Below are 21,838 nucleotides of genomic sequence, written 5' to 3'. Positions count from 1 at the left end.
AATTAATCGTTTGCCGCGCTAAAATTAGTCATCCAATGCCCTTTTACTTTTAAGACTTGCTCTATAACATCCCTTACGCAGCCTTCGCCTCCGTTTTTGTGGGAAACATACATAGATCTTGCCTTTACTTCCGGTACCGCGTTCTGAGGGCAAGTGGGTAGGGCAACGGTTTCCATTGGTGGAATATCCGGAATATCATCACCCATATAAAGCATTGTGCTTGGGTCAATACCATGCTTGTCCATATACTCTTCCAGGACATCCATTTTATGGTGCGCGCCTAAATAAATGTCCGTAACTCCAAGTTCTTTTAATCGTTTACGGACTCCTTCGTTGGTTCCTCCTGAGATAATACAGATTTTATACCCTTTCTGAAGGGCGGTCTTAACCGCATAACCGTCTTTAACGCTCATTCTGCGGAGCATTTCTCCTTCGGTAGTAATGATTAGGGTGCTGTCCGTAAAAACTCCGTCTACGTCAAAAATAAAAGTATCTATGTTCTTAAGGTATTCTTTATAGCTCTTTTCCATATGTTTTTTCTATTGATTTGCTGAGCAGTTCATAGACCGCTTTGTACTCGGTATTATTTAATTGTTCTAAGTGATTTGATATGGTATTGTGGTCTCCTCTTCTAGCTGGGCCCGTTTGGGCATCAAAAGGAGATAGGTTTTTTATTTTTTCCGCTGTTTCTTGAATAAGCGGACTCAATATTTCAAAAGGCACATTATTCTCTTTGCAGATTTCAGAGCCAACATGGTACATGTAGTTTGTAAAGTTATTTGTGAATACAGCCGCAAGGTGAAGGCTTTTGCGTTGTTCCGTACTTATCTCATAAACATTTTCCGAAACCAGATGGGCGAGTTTTTTTAACAAGGCCAAATCGGCTTCTTCGTTCGCTTCCAGGCAGACGGGAACATTTTTAAAATCCAGCTCATTAGATTTGCTAAAAGTCTGTAATGGATAAAACACGCCTCGTCTTTGGTGCGTTGAGAGCGCACTCATTGGAGTATTTCCAGAGGTATGAACAATTAAACTGTTGTTAATTGTAATTTCTTGTGAAACAGTGTTTATGTAGGAATCACTTAAAGCAACAATATATATGTCTGAAAATTTTAATCTAGAGAAATCCGTTGTGGTTTTTTCCTCCGTTCCAAAGGCTTGAAGCGCCTCTTTGTTTCTACCTATTACCTGAACAATTTCAATCTCTGCAGAGTTGGAAAAAGCCCTGAAAAGGTGGGTGGCAACATTTCCGGTTCCTAAAATACTAACCTTGATCATGCAGCGAAAATAAGCATATATTTATGTATTGTTTACTTTGGATTGTAGAAAAGTGAAGAAACGAGAAGTTGTTTTTTTACGGTTGAGGGTGTGTATACAAATCTGAGATTTCTGTGTTATTTGCAATTAATAGGTTAGCCTTTTATGCTTTATGAAAAAGAGTGATTTCCTAAATCAAATTTCTTAAAATTTTCACTTATAATTAACAGTTTTGATAAGACTTTAGGTCCGTCTATCTTCCTCTAAATAATAAAAAGGGCGTATTTTTGCATGCTGAAAACCATTTTAGCTGCTGCTCATGAACATGCTCAAAAAATTCTTTTTCTCCACACGTTTAATGTCCGTTCTTTTTATAGTGTTTGCAGTGGCCATGGGGCTAGGTACTTTTATTGAAAGTAAGTACAGTACCGAGACCGCAAGAATCTGGATTTATAATACTTGGTGGTTTGAGGCTATTATGGTGTTTTTTGTCATCAATTTTATTGGTAACATGTTTAGGTACCGTCTTCTACGATGGGAAAAATGGGCAGTTTTAACGCTTCACCTTTCATGGATTTTTATCATAATCGGAGCGTTCGTTACGAGATATATCAGTTATGAGGGTATGATGCCCATTAGGGAGGGGCAATCAGAAAAAGTGTTCTACTCAGATAAAACGTACTTGACAGCTTACGTAGATGGAGAGATTAATGGCGAGGCTAAAAGAAAAACTTTACAGGAAGATTTAATCGTAACTGCCCAAGATATCAAGTCTAATTTACCTTGGAAGTCAGATTTTAACGGACAGCCGTTTACTATTTCCTATGCCGGTTTTATAGATGGTGCCAAAGAAGGAATGATTCCGGATGAAAATGGTAAGGAATACTTAAAGATTGTTGAAGCTGGAGATGGCCAGCGCCATGAGCACTTTTTGGAAAGTGGCCAAGTTTCTAGCATACACAACGTACTTTTCTCTTTGAATAAGAGAACGGAGGGAGCAATTAATATTTTAGAAAAGGATGGTGCTTACGAAATAGAATCGCCTTTTGAAGGTAGTTTTATGCGTATGGCGGACCAATTTCAAGGACAGTTGGTAAAGGATAGTATACAGGAATTACAGTTACGCTCTTTGTATGCAACCGCAGGTATGCAATTTGTTATACCGGAGCCAATAGTTAAAGGCTCGTACGGCATAGTAAAAGTTCCGAAAAACGAAATAACGGATGCTACTATGGATGCTATGATTGTAGACATTACCGTAAACGGCGAAACAGTACAGCAAAAATTACTGGGTGGTAAAGGGGTTTCTAATTTTTCGGATAAAATAAATGTAGGTGGATTGGATTTTAGTTTGAGTTATGGCTCCAAAGTATATGAACTTCCGTTCAGCATTAAACTAAACGATTTTATTGCAGAAAAGTATCCGGGAACCGAGCAAGGGTACAAATCCTTTATGAGTAAGGTTACAGTTGAAGATGAGCGTCCTTTTGACTATAAGATTTTCATGAACAATATTTTGGATCACAAAGGATACCGGTTCTTCCAATCTAGTTTTCACCCGGATGAAAAAGGAACTATTTTATCGGTAAACCATGATCAATGGGGCACAGGTATTACCTATTTGGGGTATTTCTTGCTTTATATTGGGTTAATGGGGATTATGTTCTTTGGAAAGACCCGGTTTAAGGATTTGGCCGTGTCATTGGAAAAATTAAAGAATAAAAAAGCAAAACTTACAACGGTTCTTGTTTTGGGTATGTTGTTGAGTGCCAATGCCCAAGAACACACCGCAGATGATGGCCATGACCATGGGGTTAGTATGGCGCCAACACAATCTCAAATTGATTCGCTTTTACAGACTACGATTGTTTCTGAAGAGCATGCGGAGAAGTTTGGAAAACTTGTGATTCAAGACGAAGGAGGTCGTATGAAGCCTATAAACACGTTTTCTTCGGAATTACTAAGAAAGCTAAGTTTAAAGGATGTGTATAAAGACATGAATGCCGATCAGGTGTTCTTATCTATGATGTTGAGTCCGGCGGCATGGTACAATGCACAGTTTTTGGCCGTTGATAAAAAAGGGAAGAACGATAGTATCCGTCATGTAATAGGTATTCCCGAAGGCCAAGAATTTGTAAAGGCAACGGACTTTTTTGATAAAGAGGGAAATTATAAGCTAGAGCCCTTTTTGGCAAAAGCCACATCAACAAATATCCCGAATAAATTTGATACCGATATTAAGGATGCCAATGTTCGGTTAAGCCTTTTAGATCAGGCCTTGAGTGGTCGTATCATAAAGATTTTTCCTTTGTTGAACGATGAGAATAACAAATGGATTTCGGCGATAGAATATAGGGGAGGGCAGTATCAGGTTTCGGATTCGCTCTATGCCAATTTTATAAAAAATTCGCTGCCTTACTACCTCATGACATTGCGCAAGGCAAAAGAAACGGGAGATTATACCAATGCCGATAAGCTTTTGGATGCCTTTAAGCAAAATCAAAAGAACCATGGTAAGGAGGTGCTTCCGTCGGAATCTAAAATCAATACGGAGGTAATTTATAATAAACTGGATATTTTCAATTCCCTATATCGTCTTTACGCTTTAGTAGGTGTAATTATGTTCTTTGTTTTGGTGTTTCAGATTTTTAAAGACCGTTCTATATGGCGTATAGGGGTTTACGCTTTAAAAGGCACTATTTTTATATTGTTCCTATGGCATACGGCAGGCCTTGTATTGCGATGGTATATATCCGGCCATGCGCCTTGGACAAATGCGTACGAAAGTATTCTTTATGTATCATGGGCAACCATGGGAATGGGGCTTCTGTTTGCCAGAAAGAGTGATATGACCATTGCTGCATCGGCTTTTGTTACAAGTATGTTACTTGCTATTGCACATTTAAATTGGGTAGATCCTGCAATTTCAACCTTGGTACCCGTATTGGATAGTTATTGGCTTATGGTTCATGTAGCTGTAATTGTTGCCAGTTATGGTCCATTATCGGTGGCTATGATTCTTGGTTTGGTTTCTTTGTTACTTATGATATGTACCAATAAGAAGAACAAAGCGGTAATGGACCTGAACATTAAAGAATTGACAATAATCAATGAACTTTCTATGACCGTAGGTCTTGTGATGCTTACAATAGGTAATTTCTTGGGTGGACAATGGGCCAATGAGAGTTGGGGTAGATATTGGGGTTGGGATCCAAAAGAAACTTGGGCACTAATTTCTATTATGGTATATGCCTTTGTGGTTCACACGCGTTTGGTTCCTGGTTTAAGGAGTAGGTGGACATTCAATTTTCTAAGTGTTATAGCATTTGGAAGTATTATGATGACTTATTTTGGAGTAAATTATTATTTAGTAGGTCTTCATAGTTACGGACAAAGTGGCGCAGCGGCTATTACTCCAGATTACGTTTGGTATATAGCTTTAGGAGCAGTAATTCTTGGTGCCATAAGTTATTGGAGGTATAGGGCCAACTATGTGAAATAGGATTACATTTCCATTAGATTTTGAGATAATCACCTAAAATCTCGTGTTCTTTTTACTGTTATTGTAATTTTCGGTCTATTTTTTATAGATTTAGCATATTGATTGCTGTAGAATGAAGATGATAACAGAAGATATTGAATTATTGAACGGTATGAAAGAAGACAATAATGCTTCTTTCAAAGCAGTTTATGAGAAATATTCAAAGTTGTTATTTGTATATGCTTTCAATATTATAAAAGAGAGGACCATTTGTGAGGATATCATTCAAGAAGTTTTTATTTCTCTTTGGGCCAAAAGAAAGACGACCAATATTTCTGCTTTAAAACCCTATCTGTTTCAAGCGGTAAAGTTTCAGATATTTAATCATTTTAGGAACAACAAACTTTCTACAGAAGATTTAACACGGTTGAATATTATAGATGTTTCCATGAATGTTTCGGGGGAACTTGAATATTCGGAACTCAATCAAATAATTCGTGATCATGTTGCCAAACTGCCCAAAAGGTGTCGTCATATCTTTGTATTGAGCCGGTACCATCACAAATCCAACAAAGAAATTGCAGAAGAGCTTCAAATATCCGTTCAGGCCGTAAAAAATCAAATTTCAAAAGCACTGGCTTTTCTTAGAAATCACCTTCAATTAGAAGAGGCCGTTATTATATCGCTTATTCTTCTGCATTAACCAATCTAATATCCTTTCAACCTTCCTGAATATTAGTGTGTTATCCGCATTTTTAAAAATCATTCATCGACTTTAAAGGTGAGAATACCTCAATTTTTTCACTTGTATTTTGTCAATTTTTAAAAATAATTGACTTTCAACGTGTACCATCGCATTAATTAGGGTACTTAGTAGTAGTATCGTTATTTAATTGCGACCCAGATGAACGAAAAAAAGGCAAAAAAGCTTTTCAACAAATACGTAAATAACAATTGCTCTCAGGAGGAAAAAGAACTCTTGGAACGGTTCCTAGAATCCTATCAAGGTGAGGATGAGCAAATGTCAAACTTTAAGTTTGATGGACAGGTAAAACAAGAAATATGGAAAAAAATAGCTAAGAAAACCGAGTCACCTACAAAAACAAGAAATATCAATTTTAATCGCTCTGTTTTAAAGTATGCAGCCATTTTTATTGGTGTGGTAGGACTAGGGTTAGTTTTTAATTTTTTGAGAATTCAGGAAGATAAATCTCCTGAATTACGAATAGAGGACAACGCAATTGTATTAAAAACAAGTAATAATCAATCCAAAAAAATAATAGTAGGTGCCGGAGAAGCTATTACGGATGAAGATGGAAACGTTCTGGCTTCACAAGATAAAGGCCAAATTGTTTATCATGGAAAACCTACACAAGAGTTGGTGTATAATGAGATTATTATCCCAAAAGGAAAAACATTTGAATTAAAGCTGTCGGACGGCACCTTGGTACACCTAAATGCAGATACCTCTTTAAAATATCCCATAAGTTTTGTTGAAGGAAAGGATAGAAGGGTATTCTTAAAAGGAGAGGCTTATTTTGAAGTGGCCAAAGATTCATTACACAAATTTGTGGTAGAGGCTAAAGATATGGATGTTCAAGTTTTAGGAACCCATTTTAATGTTAGCAGTTATGCCAATGAAGAAGCGTATGCCGTACTCGCAGAAGGTAGTGTGGTCATTAGCGATAAACGCGAGGAGACAATGAACGAGGACTTAAGTTTCCTAAAACCGGGTCAGAAGGCAGCAATGACAGAAGGCGCTTTGGTGATAAGTGAAGTTGATATACATGATTATTTAAACTGGCGAAACGGAGATCTAACTTTTAATAACGAATCCTTTAAGGATATTATTAAAAAAATTGAAAGACGTTATGGAGTCCGTATAGAAAACGGATATACGGAGTTAGAAGCGGTGCGCTTTAGAGGATATTTTGAAAATGAAACCATACAGGACCTGCTTGATACTTTTAAGGAAAGTGCAGAGTTCGATTATGAAATAACCAACAATTATATATTAATTAAAAAACCAGTATAACCATGACTTAACTTAAAGAAAAAAAATCGGGAAACGCTGCCACGTTCCCCGATCAAGAGTGATTTTAATCCTAGAAATAACAAATCAAAATCCTTTAAAAATATGGAAAAAAAACCATTGTTTTTCATTCTATTGAAAAACATTCTTAACAAGAACCGAACAGTGAAAATCTCCATTCTAATGTTTGCTTTTGCCTTGTTCAACCTTCATGCGAATTCCTATTCGCAAAACAAGAAGGTTTCTATTGAGGCAAACAATGAGACTATTGAAAGTGTACTTAAAAAAATAGAAACGCAAAGTGAGTTTAGATTCTTTTACAAAACAGGACAGCTCAATGTTGCTAAAAGAGTGACGCTCAATATAGATAAGCGCCCTATAAAAGAAGTGTTAGGCGTATTATTTGGAGAAGATGTAACCTATACTTTAGTTAAAAATCAGATTGTTCTCAAAAATAAAAAACCGTTAAAAAATGAGAATACATTACTATTATCTGATAGAATTAAGGAAGAACAACAGACCATAACCGGGGTAATTACAGATGAAACCGGTGTGCCTTTGGCGGGGGCAAATGTGGTTGAAAAAGGCACTACTAATGGTGTTACCACAGATTTTGACGGAAATTTTAGTCTAGAATTAAGCTCTGACGATGCTATTTTAGTGGTTTCCTATATAGGTTTTGCAACTAAAGAGATACCGGTTAACGGGCAAACTTCATTAACCGTTCAGTTAGTAGAAAGTGCTGCTGGATTGGACGAGGTTGTTGTAGTAGGTTTTGGCACACAGAAAAAAGTAAATGTAATTGGTTCGGTTTCTCAAGTATCCTCCAAGGATATTGAAAATAGACCGGTTACTCAAGTATCGCAAGCCATTACAGGTCAAATGCCAGGGGTTACCGTAGTGCAACGTTCGGGTAGGCCAGGGCAGAGTGGAGGAAATATTAGTGTTAGAGGTGTTGGTTCTTTTGGAGCTACGCCAGATGCTTTGGTCTTGATTGATGGTATTGCGGGGAGCATGAACGACATTAATCCGGATGATATCAAATCCATTTCGGTATTAAAAGACGCTTCTTCAGCAGCTATTTATGGGGCGCGTTCTGCTAATGGGGTTATCCTTATTACCACTAAAAATGGTAGCGAGAATAAATTTTCTATCAATTACAACAGCTATGTTGGGTTTAATGCCGCTACCGAGCTTCCTGAATTTGTTAATTCTTGGGAATATGCAGAAATGTACAACATAGCTTCTGGCAGCAACAGCTTTTCTGCGGAAGACATAGCAAAATATAAAGCTCAGGATGACCCGGATAATTATCCGAATACAAAATTTCTGGAGGATCTTTTCTCTAAAAACGGTGTTCAGACGTCCCATACCTTAACCTTAAATGGAGGTGATGAAAAGAACAAGTATTACGTTTCTGCAGGTATTTTGGAGCAGGATGGTATCGTACCAAAAAATAGCTTTAACCGGTACAATTTTAGAATGAACCTTCAGAACAAGTTGGGCAGTAAGTTTGATTTGAGCACTAGGTTTTACGGCTCTGTAGAGAAGAGGGAAGAACCACAAGTTACGGGTAACAAGGGTTCCGGATACCAAGGTGAAAGTGATAGGGCCAGTGATGCCACCAATAACGCAGGAAGTTTCGTTACGCAACTTGTATCCAATGCAGTTAGATATCCTGCAATAGAGTTGGGTCAGGATTCTCAAGGTAATTTTGGTATTGGCCCAGAGAGTGGAGGTACACCGGTTGCTTGGTTAGCTTCTGATTCTTATTTGGAAAACCCACGTACTAAAGCGGGAATAAATGTAAAGCTTGATTATAAACCTAATGACAATTTGGTGTTTTCGGCCATTGGGGGATATAATTTCACCTTACATGAAGAGCGCTCGTACTACGCATCTCAGCGACTTAATGATCAAATTAACCTGGGACAGTCCTATTTAAATCAATATAGCAATAAGGAACTTTATAAAACTCTTCAATTTACGGGAGAGTGGTCCAAAGAAGTAGGCGTTCATGATTTTAGTTTTTTGGGAGGTTATTCTTTTGAGAACGAAGAGTTTTCGTTTTTCAACGGATACCGTCAAGATTTTGCGAGCAATGACTATACTGTATTGGACCTAGGAAGTGCTGAAAACCAACAGACGGCAGGTTTTGATGCTGAATGGGCGTTGCAATCTTTCTTTTCCCGTTTGAAATATAGTTTTGATGAGCGCTATCTTTTTGAGGCCACATTGCGTTATGACGGGTCTTCTAGATTTCCTAAAAGTAATAAGTACGCAGTTTTCCCGGCAGCGGCGTTTGGTTGGAGAGCATCTCAGGAATCGTTCTTACAGGAAGTAGATTGGCTTTCTAATTTAAAGGTTAAAGCTTCTTGGGGTATTTTAGGAAACCAGAATATTGGTAACTATCCGTACCAAACCGTTTTAGCATCTGGTCGTGATTATTCATTGGGTGGCGGACTTTCAACTGGTGCGGCGTATTCTACGTATCGTGATGCCAATATTAAATGGGAATCTACAGAAACTACTGATATTGGTCTTGAAACAGGGTTTTTTGATGGAAAACTAACTTTTAACGCTACCTATTTTAGAAGAAATACAACAGATGTTCTTTTTAAACCATCTTCCAGTGTATCCTCGGTATTAGGAGTTGGTATTAGTGAAACCAATACGGGTGCGGTTAAGAATACCGGTTGGGAATTTGATATAGGACATAGGGGAAGTAAAGGTGATTTTAGTTATTCCATTAACGGAAACTTCTCGGTAATAGAAAATGAGGTCGTTACATTAGGTTTGGGTAATGTAGACCAGCCCAATGGTTACGTTGGTAACGGATCGGACCTTTTTATCGGTTTTCCTATGCAAATGTATTATGGATATGAGACGGACGGTGTTTTTCTTAATGACGGCGAAGTTTCAAGTTGGGCAGATCAAACTGCTGTAAACCCCGGTTCGCAAGCTGGTGATTTCAGATATAAGGATATTAGTGGTCCTGATGGTGTGCCGGATGGAAAGGTTGATCCTACCTACGATCGTAAATATTTAGGTAGTCGTATACCAAAGTATACGTATGGGGCCAACATCAATTTAAACTATAAGAACTTTGATTTCTCTTTGTTCTTACAAGGTGTTGGTGGTGTAAAAGGAGAGTTGACCAATTACGCCGGATATGCATTTTTCAATTTGGGTAATATTCAAAGATGGCAAATGGAAGGTAGGTTCAATCCGGAAAATCCGGTACGTTACCCAGAGTATCCTAGGCTAGAGGTGGTTACCAATAGCGGTACTCCAAACACGACAACCTCTGATTTTTGGGTGATAGATGCCGGGTACCTAAGGGTTAAAAACGTACAATTGGGCTATAACTTTTCATCATCGGTTACAGATTTGGTGGGTATAGACAACCTAAGAGTATATCTGGGTGCAGAAAACTTGCACACTTTCAAATCTTACAGAGACGGGTGGGATCCTGAAATTAATTCATCAGGTGGTTATTACCCTATTTTAACAACGTACACCTTTGGTTTAAACTTAAAATTTTAGAACAATGTCAAATACTATATACACATATATAAGTCGTATTCCATCTTTTGCTCGGTTCATTATTTTGGGCTTGGCAGTGGTACTTTTTTCAGGTTGCGACAAAGAACTGGAACAATTTCCGAGCAACGCTTTTGCAAAAGATAATTTTTGGACATCGGAGTCTAATGCAACTATAGCTTTAACAGGTGCTTACCGCGGTGCCATTGAATACGGAACTCAGGTAGTGCCATCTGATTGGTGGACCTATTGCGGAATTGTTTTTATGGAGTTCGCAACGGATAACGCGTATGACCGTAGAGGGGATAACTCTACTCAAAACCGTTTGACGAACGGCACGCTTTTACCCAACAATAATGTTATTAATGGATATTGGAAAGGTTCTTATAAGCGAATTGCCATTTGTAACGATTTCTTGGAAAACGTGGGTAATGTTGATATGGATCAATCCAAAATTGACAGAATGAGTGCCGAGGTACGTTTTCTAAGGGCGGCCACCTATTTCTATATTACCCAGTTCTGGGGTAGTGCTCCTTTAGTTACTACCACATTAACTCCTGATGAGGCAAACAATGTTGATAAAGCAACAAAAGCAGAATTGGTTTCTTTTGTAATTAGTGAGTTGCAGGCCGCCGCTGCAGATTTACCATCGTATGCAGAATTGTCCGGTACGGAGGCAGGTAGAGCCAACAAGCAGGCGGCTTTGGCTTTCTTGGGCAGAATGTACCTAGGGGAAAAGAACTTTGCGGAAGCATCAAAGGTGTACAAAGAAATTATCGATATGGGTGAGAATGTGATAGATCCAGACTATGCTTCTCTCTTTACTCCGGCCAATGAAGGCAGCAGTGAAAATATTTTCAGCACACAATATTTTGGCGGCCAAGCCGGTAATGCATTACCACAACATGCTTATCCTGCTGTGTCTTCTGGTTGGCATATTGTCAACCCTTTAGGGAGTCTGGCAGATGCTTATGGTTTTGACGACGGTACACCACTATCCTATGATGACCCTAGATTTGACTATGATGATATGGGAGCCAATAGAGATCCAAGGTTCAGGTATAACCTACTTTGGGACGGCTCTACTTTTGGGGATAAGATTTATGACTGTCACCCAGATCATACTGAATCTTTAGATCAGTTAACCTATTCTAAACAGGCAACGAGAACTGGGTACGGACTACGTAAGTTTTTTGACGAGTCTTTCAGTGGAAATCTAAGGTCGGATTATGGAGGTAATCTCCCGATTATAAGATATGCCGAAGTTTTATTGAGTTATTTAGAAGCAGAACTTGAGGCGGGTAATCCAATAACACAGGCTTTACTGGATGAAACTATTAACCAAGTGCGTGGTCGTGCGTCCGTAGGGCTTCCGCCTATAACGGAAACTGATCCGGCGGCGCTTCGTCCTATATTAAGAAATGAAAGAAGAATTGAATTGGCATTGGAAGGTCAACGTCTTTGGGATATTTTTAGATGGGACATTGGTGACGAAGTTTTAACCGGTGATTTTTGGGGAGCTCCTTTTCCAAACTCCACATTGTATCCAACAACATCAAAGAAAATTGACCCACAATCCAGATGGTTTGTTACTTCAAAAGACTTTAGGTCGGGTGTAGACAATGTTTGGCCTATTCCAGAGTCTGAGGTAAATGTTAACCCTAAATTGGGTAATTAAGATGACCATAAAAAGAAGAAAGTTTATACAGAACCTAGGACTTGCCGTGCCCATGCTGGCAAGTCCTTTTAACCCTATTTTAGCAAAGGATTTTGTGGAGAATACCGCTTTTGATACGGCAAATGATAGTTTTAAAACTGATTTTACAAAGCTGAACCAAAGGGTATGGATAGGGAGTTCTTTTTGGGCAGTGCCCATGGAAGATTGGGAAATAAAAAACAACAGATTGGAGTTTTCCGGTGTGGAAAAGCAATCAAGGCTTCACATTTTAACTCATATTCTTAACGGCAATCAGGGAGATTTCATGCTTTCGGGTAATTTAGGTTTGTTACAGAATAAGGGGGGTAAAGGAGGCGTTGGCTTTTCGGTTGGTATAAAAGACTATACGGATCCTGATAGTGTTAAAGCTGCTTGTTATTTTGGAAAAGGTATTTCCGTAGGGATAAATCTAGAAGGGGAAATTTATATTGATAAGCAGAAGGAAAAGCTACCGGAGGGATTTGGTTTTCAGAACTTCTCTTTACAGTTAGAAGCACGGAGTAAGGAAAAAGAAACTGAGCTTACGCTTCTGGCTACTGATGCAAATGGGAAGACAGCAACGTTAAGACATACGCTAGAGGGTAACCTTAATGGGTTAGTGGCTTTAGAGAATAAAGGAAGTGAAAAAAAGGAAAGCACTTTTTGGTGGGCCGATGTAAAATTATCGGGCTCAAAAGTGCAACATAAGGCGGAAAATAGTTTTGGCCCCATTTTATGGGCAATGTACACCCTTTCTAGGGGTAAATTAAAACTAACCGCACAACTTCCGCCAATTGGCGAAAAGGATTCCCAAAAAATAGAACTTCAATTTTTGAGAAACGGAAAATGGATAAAAGAAGCAAAAGGGCAAATAGACCCGGTAACTTTTACATCTATTTTTTCTGTGGATGATTGGGATGCGAGAGAAGATATAAAGTATCGTTTGCGTTACACATTGGATAAAGAACGCCATGTGTATGAAGGCGTTATTCGTAAGGAGCCTTTGGATAGACCTCTAACTTTTGGGGGGCTAACCTGCCAGCATGCTATGGGATTCCCATACCGCCCTTTAGTAGAGAACTTGGATAGGTCAAACCCTGATATGCTATATTTTTCAGGAGATCAGTTGTACGAAGGCAACGGTGGTTATCCTATAAAGAGACAACCGGAGAATAAGGCCATTCTCAACTATTTGGGTAAGTGGTATATGTTCGGTTGGGCTTTTGGTGATGTATTAAGGAATAGACCAAGTATCTGTACTCCAGATGATCATGATGTATACCAAGGTAATCTATGGGGAGAAGGTGGTGAAGGTATTGGTTTTGAAGAGTGGGAAAAAGTTCGCGATGCTCACGGTGGTTTAGTTCAAACTCCAAATTTTGTAAATGTGGTTAACAAAACCCAATGTGGTCACATGCCCGATGCTTTTGATAAAGCGCCTATGAAATCTAACATTAGTACATGGTACACGCACTTGGTCTATGGTAATGTAAGCTTTGCTATTGTAAGTGATCGGCTTTTTAAATCGGGGCCGGAAATGGTTAGGTCCGGAGAGGGAAGAATAGATCATTTAACGGCACCGGCCAAACCTGGAGAACTTGAATCGGAGGACCTGGATTTTATGGGACAAAGGCAACTAGACTTTTTAAATGATTGGGTGGCGGACTGGAAGGGTGCGAACATGAAAGTATTACTTAGTCAAACCCTGTTTTCTAATGTGGGTACGCACCACGGGCCAACAAAAGAATTTTTGTTCGGAGATCTAGATTCCGGTGGTTGGCCAAAAACCAAAAGGGACGAAGTAATAAGGACTATTAGAAAAGCATGTGCCTTTCATATTAATGGCGACCAACATTTACCCTTTATGGTACAATACAGTATAGATGAACCTAGGGATGCAGGGTGGACGTTCTGTACACCTGCTATATCTACGGGGTATCCAAGATGGGGGCAACCGGATTCGGTTAATGTACCTTTTACCGGTAGACCGGAACATGGTCTTCCTAATACAGGCTGTTACCGTGACGGATTTGGAAACGATAATTATATCTATGCAGTAGGAAATCCTACGGATGATTTTGAAGAAGAGTATGACCGTTACCAAAAAGCACAGAAAAAGGCTTCAGGTTATGGGCTGGTTACTTTTGATACTAAGAAGCGCACTATAAAAATGGAAGCAATCCGCTTTCTTGCTAACTTAGATATCGATTCAGAAAAAAATACCTACCCGGGCTGGCCATTAACAATTCAACAGACAGATAATGATGGCCGAAGACCAATAGGGTACCTTCCTAAGTTGAACACAGAATCGGCCAACCAGTTACTAAAAATTATCAAAGAGGACACCAAAGAATTGGTGCACGCTATGCGTATGAAAGAGAATAGTTATACGCCCTCCGTATATGAACAGGGCAAATACACTTTGGTAATAGGAGAAGGAGGCAAGGAAAAAACCATAAGTGGTATAGAAATAACCATTGATCCTAAAAAGTCTATTTCCGTCTAAACAAAAAGGAATAAATTTGAAAGTAAATTAATTTATAAATACAAAACAGTTTCATGACAAGTTTAAGGAATTATTTTTTACAAGGAGCCCTCTTATTATTGGTATTATCCGGCTGTAAATCAAAGGAAGAAAAAGCGGCAGTTCCAGATGAAAGTCCAAAGCAACCCAATATTGTTTTTATCTATATGGATGATTTGGGGTACGGAGACCTTAGCTCATACGGTGCAACGGAATTAAACACACCAAATATTGATGCTCTGGCGGAAGGCGGAGTTCAATTTACTAATGGGTATGCTACTTCGGCTACGTGTACACCAAGTCGTTACGCCATCCTTACTGGTAGATACCCTTGGAGAAATAAGGACGCCAAGATACTTCCGGGAACAGCTCCTTTAATTATTAGTACGGATCAGCTTACCGTTCCTAAAATGCTTAAGGAAAAAGGTTATTATACGGGTATTGTAGGAAAGTGGCACTTAGGCTTGGGCAACGGAAATGTAAATTGGAACGAGAGAGTATCTCCAGGGCCTAACGAAGTTGGTTTTGATTACTCTTATATTCTTGCGGCAACACAAGACAGGGTACCAACCGTATATATTGATAACGGAAATGTAGACGGTCTTGATCCTAACGATCCTATAGAAGTTGATTACAAAAAGAACTTTGAGGGTGAACCTACAGGATTGGATAATCCGGAGTTGACAACTATGAAATGGCACCACGGCCATAACAATAGTATTGTAAACGGTATTCCGCGTATTGGATATATGAAAGGTGGCGAGGCCGCTAAATGGAAGGATGTGGAAATGGCGGATCACTTTTTGGTAAAAGCACAGGAATATGTAACCGCTCATAAAGACGAGCCTTTCTTCTTGTATTATGCCTTGCAACAGCCACACGTACCGCGTACACCTCACCCACGTTTTGTTGGAAAATCCGGAATGGGCCCTCGTGGCGATGTTATTCTTGAAGCGGATTGGGTTGTAGGCGAATTCATAAAAACTTTGGAGAACCAAGGTCTTTTGGAAAATACACTTATTGTTTTCTCTAGTGATAATGGCCCTGTAGTAAACGATGGGTACTATGATGATTCCGAAGAAAAATTGGGTAAACATACACCGGCAGGTGCTTTACGCGGTGGTAAATACAGTTTGTTCGAGGCGGGTACACGTGTTCCATTTATCACATATTGGAAAGGCAAGATTGCTCCTGCCAAATCAGATGCTTTGGTTTGTCAAGTAGATTTACTTACTTCTATTGCGGCATTGGTGGGAAGCGATAAAAAAGGAGAGGATAGTGAGAACCTTTTAGGTGCATTCTTGGGCGAAACTAAAGAAGCAAGAACTGAATTGGTATTGGAAGCAGGTTCTAGAACGGCCCTTAGAAAAGGAGATTGGGCTATGATACCACCATATAAGGGAGCTGCTATAAATAAGCAGGTTAATATAGAATTGGGTAATGATAGTGAATACCAATTGTATAATGTGAAAGAAGATATTAGTCAGACGAAAAACCTTGCTAAAGAAAACCCGGAAAAACTTCAAGAATTAATTGCCGATTATGAGGCGATTAGAGGTACTTCTGATGTTGAGATCAAGGAGTTGGAATTAAAATAGAGTAAAAAGTTGAGGTGGGATGTTTTAATTATTTTACAAAATAATTCTTTCTGACACACTTAATTATTAACCGCTTCAAAGGTGATAGGAGTTCATTATGAGCCTGTTATGTTTGAGGCGGTTTTATTTTTTTCTTTTTTATTTAAAAAATTAATTGGATATTTGAACCATCATGAAGTTATAGAAATTATGTTCCGTATAGATGTCACCAGGTTATATGCCTAAGGTTAATCGAACTTTCTTCGTTCGGTTTTGACATGCTCTTCCTTTTATCAACATAATTTCATTTCAAATGCCACATTTAAATAGAATCACTTTTAAAAGACTGTTTCAGTACTTTATAGTTGCCGTAACCGGTAAAGAAACAGAATTCACTTCAGGAAGCATCCGGAAAGCCATTTTTATGCTCTCCATCCCCATGATTTTAGAGATGATGATGGAGTCCATTTTTGCTATTGTAGATATCGCTTATGTATCGCAGGTAAGTGTAAATGCCGTTGCTACTATCGGTCTTACGGAATCTGTGGTAACGTTAGTCTACGCTGTTGCTATAGGGCTCAGTATGGCGGCAACGGCCATTGTAGCTCGCCGTATAGGGGCAAAGGATATAAAAGGAGCCCAAGAAGCGGCCGTACAGGCAATAGCTTTGGGTGTCTTGGTTTCCTTGCTTGTTGGCGTGTTCGGATTTTTATATGCCAAGGACATTTTAGCGCTAATGGGAGCGGAACCTGATTTGATTGCCGAAGGGTATAGGTATACCCAACTTTTACTTGGCGGTAACATTACCATTTTGCTTTTGTTCCTGATCAACGCAATTTTTAGGGGAGCGGGAGACGCTTCCGTTGCTATGTGGGCCTTGGTACTTTCCAACGGACTCAATATTATTCTGGATCCTATTTTTATTTTCGGATGGGGACCCATTCCGGAGTACGGAGTAACAGGTGCTGCTATAGCAACGAACATAGGTCGCGGAACGGCCGTTTTATTTCAACTAGCGGTTTTGTTCTTTGGGTGGAGCCGTATTAAGATTTGCTTCAAGGATATGGTCATCCGTTTTAGCGTAATGCTCAATTTAGTCAAGGTTTCCTTAGGAGGTATAGCCCAATTTCTAATAGGTACTTCTAGTTGGGTGTTTTTAATGCGCATGATGTCCGAGTTTGGTAGTGAGGTATTGGCAGGTTATACGATTGCTATCCGTGTTATGCTTTTTACTTTAATGCCTTCTTGGGGTATGAGCAATGCCGCAGCAACTTTGGTAGGGCAGAACTTGGGCGCCCAGCAGCCGGAACGAGCCGAAACTTCGGTTTGGAAAACGGGGAAGTACAATGCCTATTTTATGGGGTTGGTATCCTTAATTTACCTATTCTTCGCCTATGATATTGTAGGTTGGTTCAATACTAATGAGGTTGTAATCCAAAACGGTGGGCTGTGTCTACAAATTATTGCTATTGGCTATATTTTCTATGCTTACGGAATGGTTGTAACCCAAGCTTTTAACGGAGCTGGGGATACGGGTACACCCACAAAAATCAATCTTATCGCGTTTTGGTTGTTTCAGTTGCCGTTTGCTTACTTGGCTGCCATAACTTTTAATTTAGGCGCTATGGGCGTGTTTATTGCTATTACTGCAGCTGAGGTGCTTTTGGCCGTGATTTCTATGGTCTGGTTTAAAAAAGGAAACTGGAAAAAGGTGAGTGTCTAATAGGCTTTTTGTAACTTTAGCTTTCTAAACTTTTTAAATTATGGAGCAGAAAAAAATAGGGTTAAATACTATTTGTACCCATGTAGGCGAAGTAAAGGATGAGCAATTTAAAGGTGCAGTTTCGCCTCTTTATATGAGCAGTTCGTATGCTTTTGAGGATGTAGATGTTAAACGGTACCCTAGATACTTTAATACACCAAACCAAGAGGCTTTGTGTAGAAAAATAGCTGCTCTGGAACATACTGAAGCGGGGCTTATTTTTGGAAGCGGAATGGCAGCTATCACCACTTCGTTAATGGCTTTTTTAAGAGCGGGAGACCATATTGTTCTGCAGCAGGTTTTGTACGGAGGTACATATAACCTTATTGTAGAGGAGTTTGAAAAATTTGGGATAGAATATTCGTTCACCGAAGGTTGGCGCCCAGAGGATTTTGAGCAAAAGATTAGGTCCAATACTAAGGTGATTTATATTGAAACACCTTCAAATCCGCTATTGACTATAACCGATATGGATGCCATTGCGAGGCTGGCCAAAAAGCACGGATTGGTTTCCATGATCGATAATACATTTGCTAGTCCTGTTAATCAGAATCCTATAGATTTTGGTATTGATATCGTTATACATAGTGCAACCAAATATATGGGAGGTCACTCCGATATTTTGGCAGGTGCAGTAGCTTCAACGGAAGAAAACATCAATAAAATCTTTGGTCTAGCCAAGAATTTTGGTGGAAGCCTTAGTGATTATACCGTCTGGTTGCTCGAAAGAAGTTTAAAAACCATGGGGTTACGTGTTAAGGCACAAAACGAGAATGCGCAACGTATGGCGGAATATCTAGAGGGTAGTAACGCGGTCACCAAAGTATATTACCCAGGGTTAAAGAGCCATCCTGATTATGAATTGGCAAAGGCACAAATGAACGGTTTTGGTGGAATGTTGTCTTTTGAATTGCATGAAGATTATGATGCCGCCCAATTTCAGAAAGAATTACAGCTTATAAAACCATCAATGAGTTTGGCTGGGGTAGAGAGTACAGTACTTTCGCCAACCAAGACATCGCACGCACTTTTAAGTGCAGAAGAAAGGGCAAAGCAGGGTATTTTAGACGGATTAATTCGCTTTTCGGTGGGAATAGAAGAACCGGAAGACCTCATTGCCGATATAGAACAAGCATTGAAAAAAGTAAGGTTGACCAAAGAAGTAACGACTAGTTAATCTATATAGCATAACTTTCAAAAATACATAATGAAATTAGATATATTAGCTTTTGGCGCTCACCCAGATGATGTAGAACTTGGCGCCGGAGCTACCATTTCCAAAGCCATAGCAAACGGCAAAAAAGTAGGTATCGTAGATTTGACCCGTGGGGAACTTGGTACACGGGGTTCAGCCAAAATTAGAGATAACGAGGCCGCTGCGGCTGCCAAAATTCTTGGAGTATCAGCGCGAGAAAATTTAGGATTTGCAGATGGTTTCTTTGTAAACGATAGGGAACATCAGTTAGAAATCATTAAAATGGTGCGTAAATACCAACCGGATATTGTTTTGTGCAATGCAATTGATGATCGCCACATAGACCATGGAAAGGGAAGTAAGTTGGTAAGTGATGCTTGTTTTTTAAGTGGGTTAATAAAAATTGAAACCAAATTGGATGTTGATGGAGCAAATCAAACGCAATGGAGGCCCAAGGTAGTATACCATTATATTCAATGGAAGAACATAGAACCGGATTTTGTCGTGGATGTCTCTGAATTCATTACTAAGAAAACGGATGCTATTTTAGCATATTCCTCGCAATTTCATGACCCCAAAAGCAAAGAACCGGAAACTCCTATAAGCAGTAAGAACTTTATTGATAGTGTAAATTACCGGGCTAGGGATTTAGGAAGGCTGGTAGGGGTAGAGTATGCAGAAGGCTTTACCACAGAGCGCTTTGTGGCTATAAAGAATATAGATGACCTAATTTAGGCCGTTTTTTGATATTTGTTCTTGGCCCTTGGTAAGGTAAAGTGAAAGGTACTTCCCTTGCGTAATAAACTTTCTACCCATATGGTTCCGTTGTTTTTCTCTATCATTTCTTTACATAGGGATAGTCCCAGACCTGTACCTTTCTCATTGTTGGTACCGTAGGTGGTTAGGGTAGAGTTGTGGGAGAAAATTTTGTCTATGGTTTCTTTGTTCATACCAATACCGGTATCGCGAATAGAAACTTGCCATTGATTTTTCTTTTCAATAGCGTTAATGGTAACCATGCCGTTTTCAGGTGTAAATTTTAGGGCGTTACTAATAAGGTTACGGATAACAATGTCTATTTGATTACCATCGGACCATGTTAGCGTTTTGGGTTCCAAATGGTTTACTAGACGAATGGATTTATTTTTTGCTATTTCGGATAGTAGGTCAATATTATCTCTTACTACGGTTTCCAAAGCAACTACCTCGGGTCTTGTTACGGCCCCGTTCATTTGGGTTTGCCCCCAGGTTAAGAGATTGTTAAGCGTAAATGATATGTGGTCTATATCATGTGAAAGTTTAGGCATAAAGCTCATAAACTCATTTTGCTCTATTTCTCCGTTTTTAAACAATTTAAGTAATCCTTGGAAAGCGGCAATTGGGCCACGTAGGTCATGTCCTATAATCGAAAATAACTTATCCTTGGTTCCGTTTATCTCATGAAGCTCAAGTTTACTTTGTTCAAGGTCTTCTGTTTTCTTCTGAAGCTCCAGGTTCAAATTCTTTTGAATTTTTTCACTTCTACCCACCAATAACGTAACTATAATAAAAATCAAAAGTATGCCTAAGGCTACATTAACATAAGCCCTTTGCATATCTAATTGCTTCTCGTTTTCCTCAATGAGGTCGGCCTTTTGCTTTTCATGCTCCATTTTGGTTTTGAGCATGGTCAAACTTTTTTTGTTTTCGTTTCGGGACAGCGTATCTGACAACGATTGGAATATTTCGTGGTATTTAAGAGCTTCTGTAAAGTTTTCTTTATTCTTATTTATTTTGTAAAGTGTTTTTGCGCATTGTTGTGAGCCTTCCATATCTTTAATAGAATTGGAAATGTCATAGGCCTCTAGCGCATACTTCTCGGACATATCATCCTTTTCTAAGCCTAAGTACGCTTGTGACATGCCGTTAAGTAATTCTATTTTGCCACGGGGATCCTGAATTTTTTCATGCAGCATTTCACTCTGCCTATACCAATATAACGCCCATTTGTGTTTATTGTCCTTTAAATAGGTTTTGCCCTTTATAGCATAGGCATAGGCAAGCCATTCCATTTTTTTGTTTTTTTCAAAAATGGCAATACTTGCGTTAGCGTTGAACATGGCGTATTCCAATTCACCCATATCCGCGTAAATAGAGGCAATGTTACTCATGGTTTCTGCGGAGTAAATTTCATTCCCTATATCTTCGTTGATCTTCTTTACTTTTTTGTAGAACTCCAAAGCCTGGGTATAGTCTTTTTGCGAAGCATAGAGGTTAGCTACGTTCTCATTAAGTACGGACTGCATAAATTTGTTTTCGTTCTCATTCGCAATGTCTATACCCTCTAAATAATAAATTAATGATTTGGAATAGTTTCCAATATAACTAAACTGGGAGGCTAGGTTGTTTTGGGCCCTTAAGGTCAAATCTATATCCTTTCGGCTTTTACTCATGGCCAAGGCATTTTCAAAGTAACTTATACTTTTGGAATGGTTGCCCTTATCTGAATAGTAATTGCCTATTTCTACCAAAGCATAGTTTTCTCCTTTTTTATAGTGCGAAGACCTGCTGTAGGTCAAGGCAAGATTAGAAAGTAGCAAAAGACTATCCGAATTGTAGTACCGTAGTTCGTACGCCAGGTCGTTCAGTAAATTTATGTAAGTTGTATCCTTATTGGAAAAGTTGGGTGTTTTTCTTAAATCCGTAATGAGGGTGTGCAAGCTATCCTTCGTCTCTTGTTGTGAGTTTGCCTTTAATGTTGACAACACCAGTATACCAAAAAGCAAAATGCA

Annotated in this window: 13 protein-coding genes; 10 read left to right on the top strand and 3 right to left on the bottom strand. The window is 39.1% G+C overall.

Annotation, left to right across the window (positions count from 1 at the left end; all coding sequences use genetic code 11):
- Positions 1 to 2 precede the first annotated feature (2 nt).
- Both SJY45_RS04775 and SJY45_RS04770 read right to left on the bottom strand, forming a co-directional pair.
- Positions 3 to 530 (bottom strand): HAD family hydrolase, encoded by a 528-nt coding sequence (locus SJY45_RS04775; RefSeq protein WP_289064053.1) that lies wholly within the window; start codon positions 528 to 530, stop codon positions 3 to 5.
- The gene (locus tag SJY45_RS04770) at positions 514 to 1,278 is read right to left on the bottom strand and encodes a Rossmann-like and DUF2520 domain-containing protein (protein WP_400073462.1); all 765 of its coding nucleotides are present in this window, start codon (positions 1,276 to 1,278) and stop codon (positions 514 to 516) included. The genes SJY45_RS04775 and SJY45_RS04770 overlap by 17 nt, the downstream gene beginning before the upstream one ends.
- 298 nt (positions 1,279 to 1,576) lie before the next feature.
- Here SJY45_RS04770 and ccsA point away from each other — a divergent pair, with 298 nt between their 5' ends.
- From ccsA to bshB1, 10 genes are all read left to right on the top strand, one after another.
- On the top strand, positions 1,577 to 4,759 hold the full coding sequence (ccsA, locus tag SJY45_RS04765) for a cytochrome c biogenesis protein CcsA (RefSeq protein WP_400073461.1): 3,183 nt from the start codon (positions 1,577 to 1,579) through the stop codon (positions 4,757 to 4,759).
- Between the two features lie 112 nt (positions 4,760 to 4,871).
- Positions 4,872 to 5,441: an RNA polymerase sigma-70 factor gene (locus SJY45_RS04760; RefSeq protein WP_400073460.1), complete on the top strand. Its 570-nt coding sequence runs from the start codon at positions 4,872 to 4,874 to the stop codon at positions 5,439 to 5,441.
- A gap of 201 nt (positions 5,442 to 5,642) precedes the next feature.
- Positions 5,643 to 6,773, top strand: a complete 1,131-nt coding sequence (locus tag SJY45_RS04755; RefSeq protein ID WP_400073459.1) for a FecR family protein — start codon at positions 5,643 to 5,645, stop codon at positions 6,771 to 6,773.
- Between the two features lie 102 nt (positions 6,774 to 6,875).
- Positions 6,876 to 10,316, top strand: coding sequence for a SusC/RagA family TonB-linked outer membrane protein (locus tag SJY45_RS04750; protein ID WP_400073458.1), 3,441 nt, complete (start codon positions 6,876 to 6,878; stop codon positions 10,314 to 10,316).
- Between the two features lie 4 nt (positions 10,317 to 10,320).
- The gene (locus SJY45_RS04745) at positions 10,321 to 11,991 is read left to right on the top strand and encodes a RagB/SusD family nutrient uptake outer membrane protein (protein ID WP_400073457.1); all 1,671 of its coding nucleotides are present in this window, start codon (positions 10,321 to 10,323) and stop codon (positions 11,989 to 11,991) included.
- Between the two features lies 1 nt (position 11,992).
- Entirely contained in the window at positions 11,993 to 14,515 is a 2,523-nt protein-coding gene (locus SJY45_RS04740) for an alkaline phosphatase D family protein (protein WP_400073456.1), read from the top strand.
- Positions 14,516 to 14,568: 53 nt separating this feature from the next.
- Positions 14,569 to 16,131 carry an arylsulfatase gene (locus SJY45_RS04735; protein ID WP_215912227.1) on the top strand — a complete coding sequence of 521 codons (1,563 nt, stop codon included), beginning with the start codon at positions 14,569 to 14,571 and terminating at the stop codon, positions 16,129 to 16,131.
- 292 nt (positions 16,132 to 16,423) lie between these two features.
- A complete protein-coding gene (locus SJY45_RS04730) occupies positions 16,424 to 17,833 on the top strand; it encodes an MATE family efflux transporter (protein ID WP_400073455.1) in 1,410 nt (469 codons plus the stop codon).
- A gap of 40 nt (positions 17,834 to 17,873) precedes the next feature.
- Positions 17,874 to 19,049, top strand: coding sequence for a trans-sulfuration enzyme family protein (locus SJY45_RS04725; RefSeq protein WP_400073454.1), 1,176 nt, complete (start codon positions 17,874 to 17,876; stop codon positions 19,047 to 19,049).
- Positions 19,050 to 19,079: 30 nt separating this feature from the next.
- Positions 19,080 to 19,802, top strand: a complete 723-nt coding sequence (gene bshB1, locus SJY45_RS04720; protein ID WP_400073453.1) for a bacillithiol biosynthesis deacetylase BshB1 — start codon at positions 19,080 to 19,082, stop codon at positions 19,800 to 19,802.
- Here bshB1 and SJY45_RS04715 read toward each other — a convergent pair.
- On the bottom strand, positions 19,799 to 21,832 hold the full coding sequence (locus SJY45_RS04715) for an ATP-binding protein (RefSeq protein ID WP_400073452.1): 2,034 nt from the start codon (positions 21,830 to 21,832) through the stop codon (positions 19,799 to 19,801). The genes bshB1 and SJY45_RS04715 overlap by 4 nt on opposite strands.
- Between the last annotated feature and the right edge of the window lie 6 nt (positions 21,833 to 21,838).

It is taken from the genome of Zobellia russellii, from assembly GCF_044597075.1.
Lineage (GTDB): Bacteria > Bacteroidota > Bacteroidia > Flavobacteriales > Flavobacteriaceae > Zobellia > Zobellia russellii.
The sequence above is the reverse complement of the archived record's forward strand: the minus strand, read 5'-3'. Positions and strand labels throughout refer to the sequence as shown.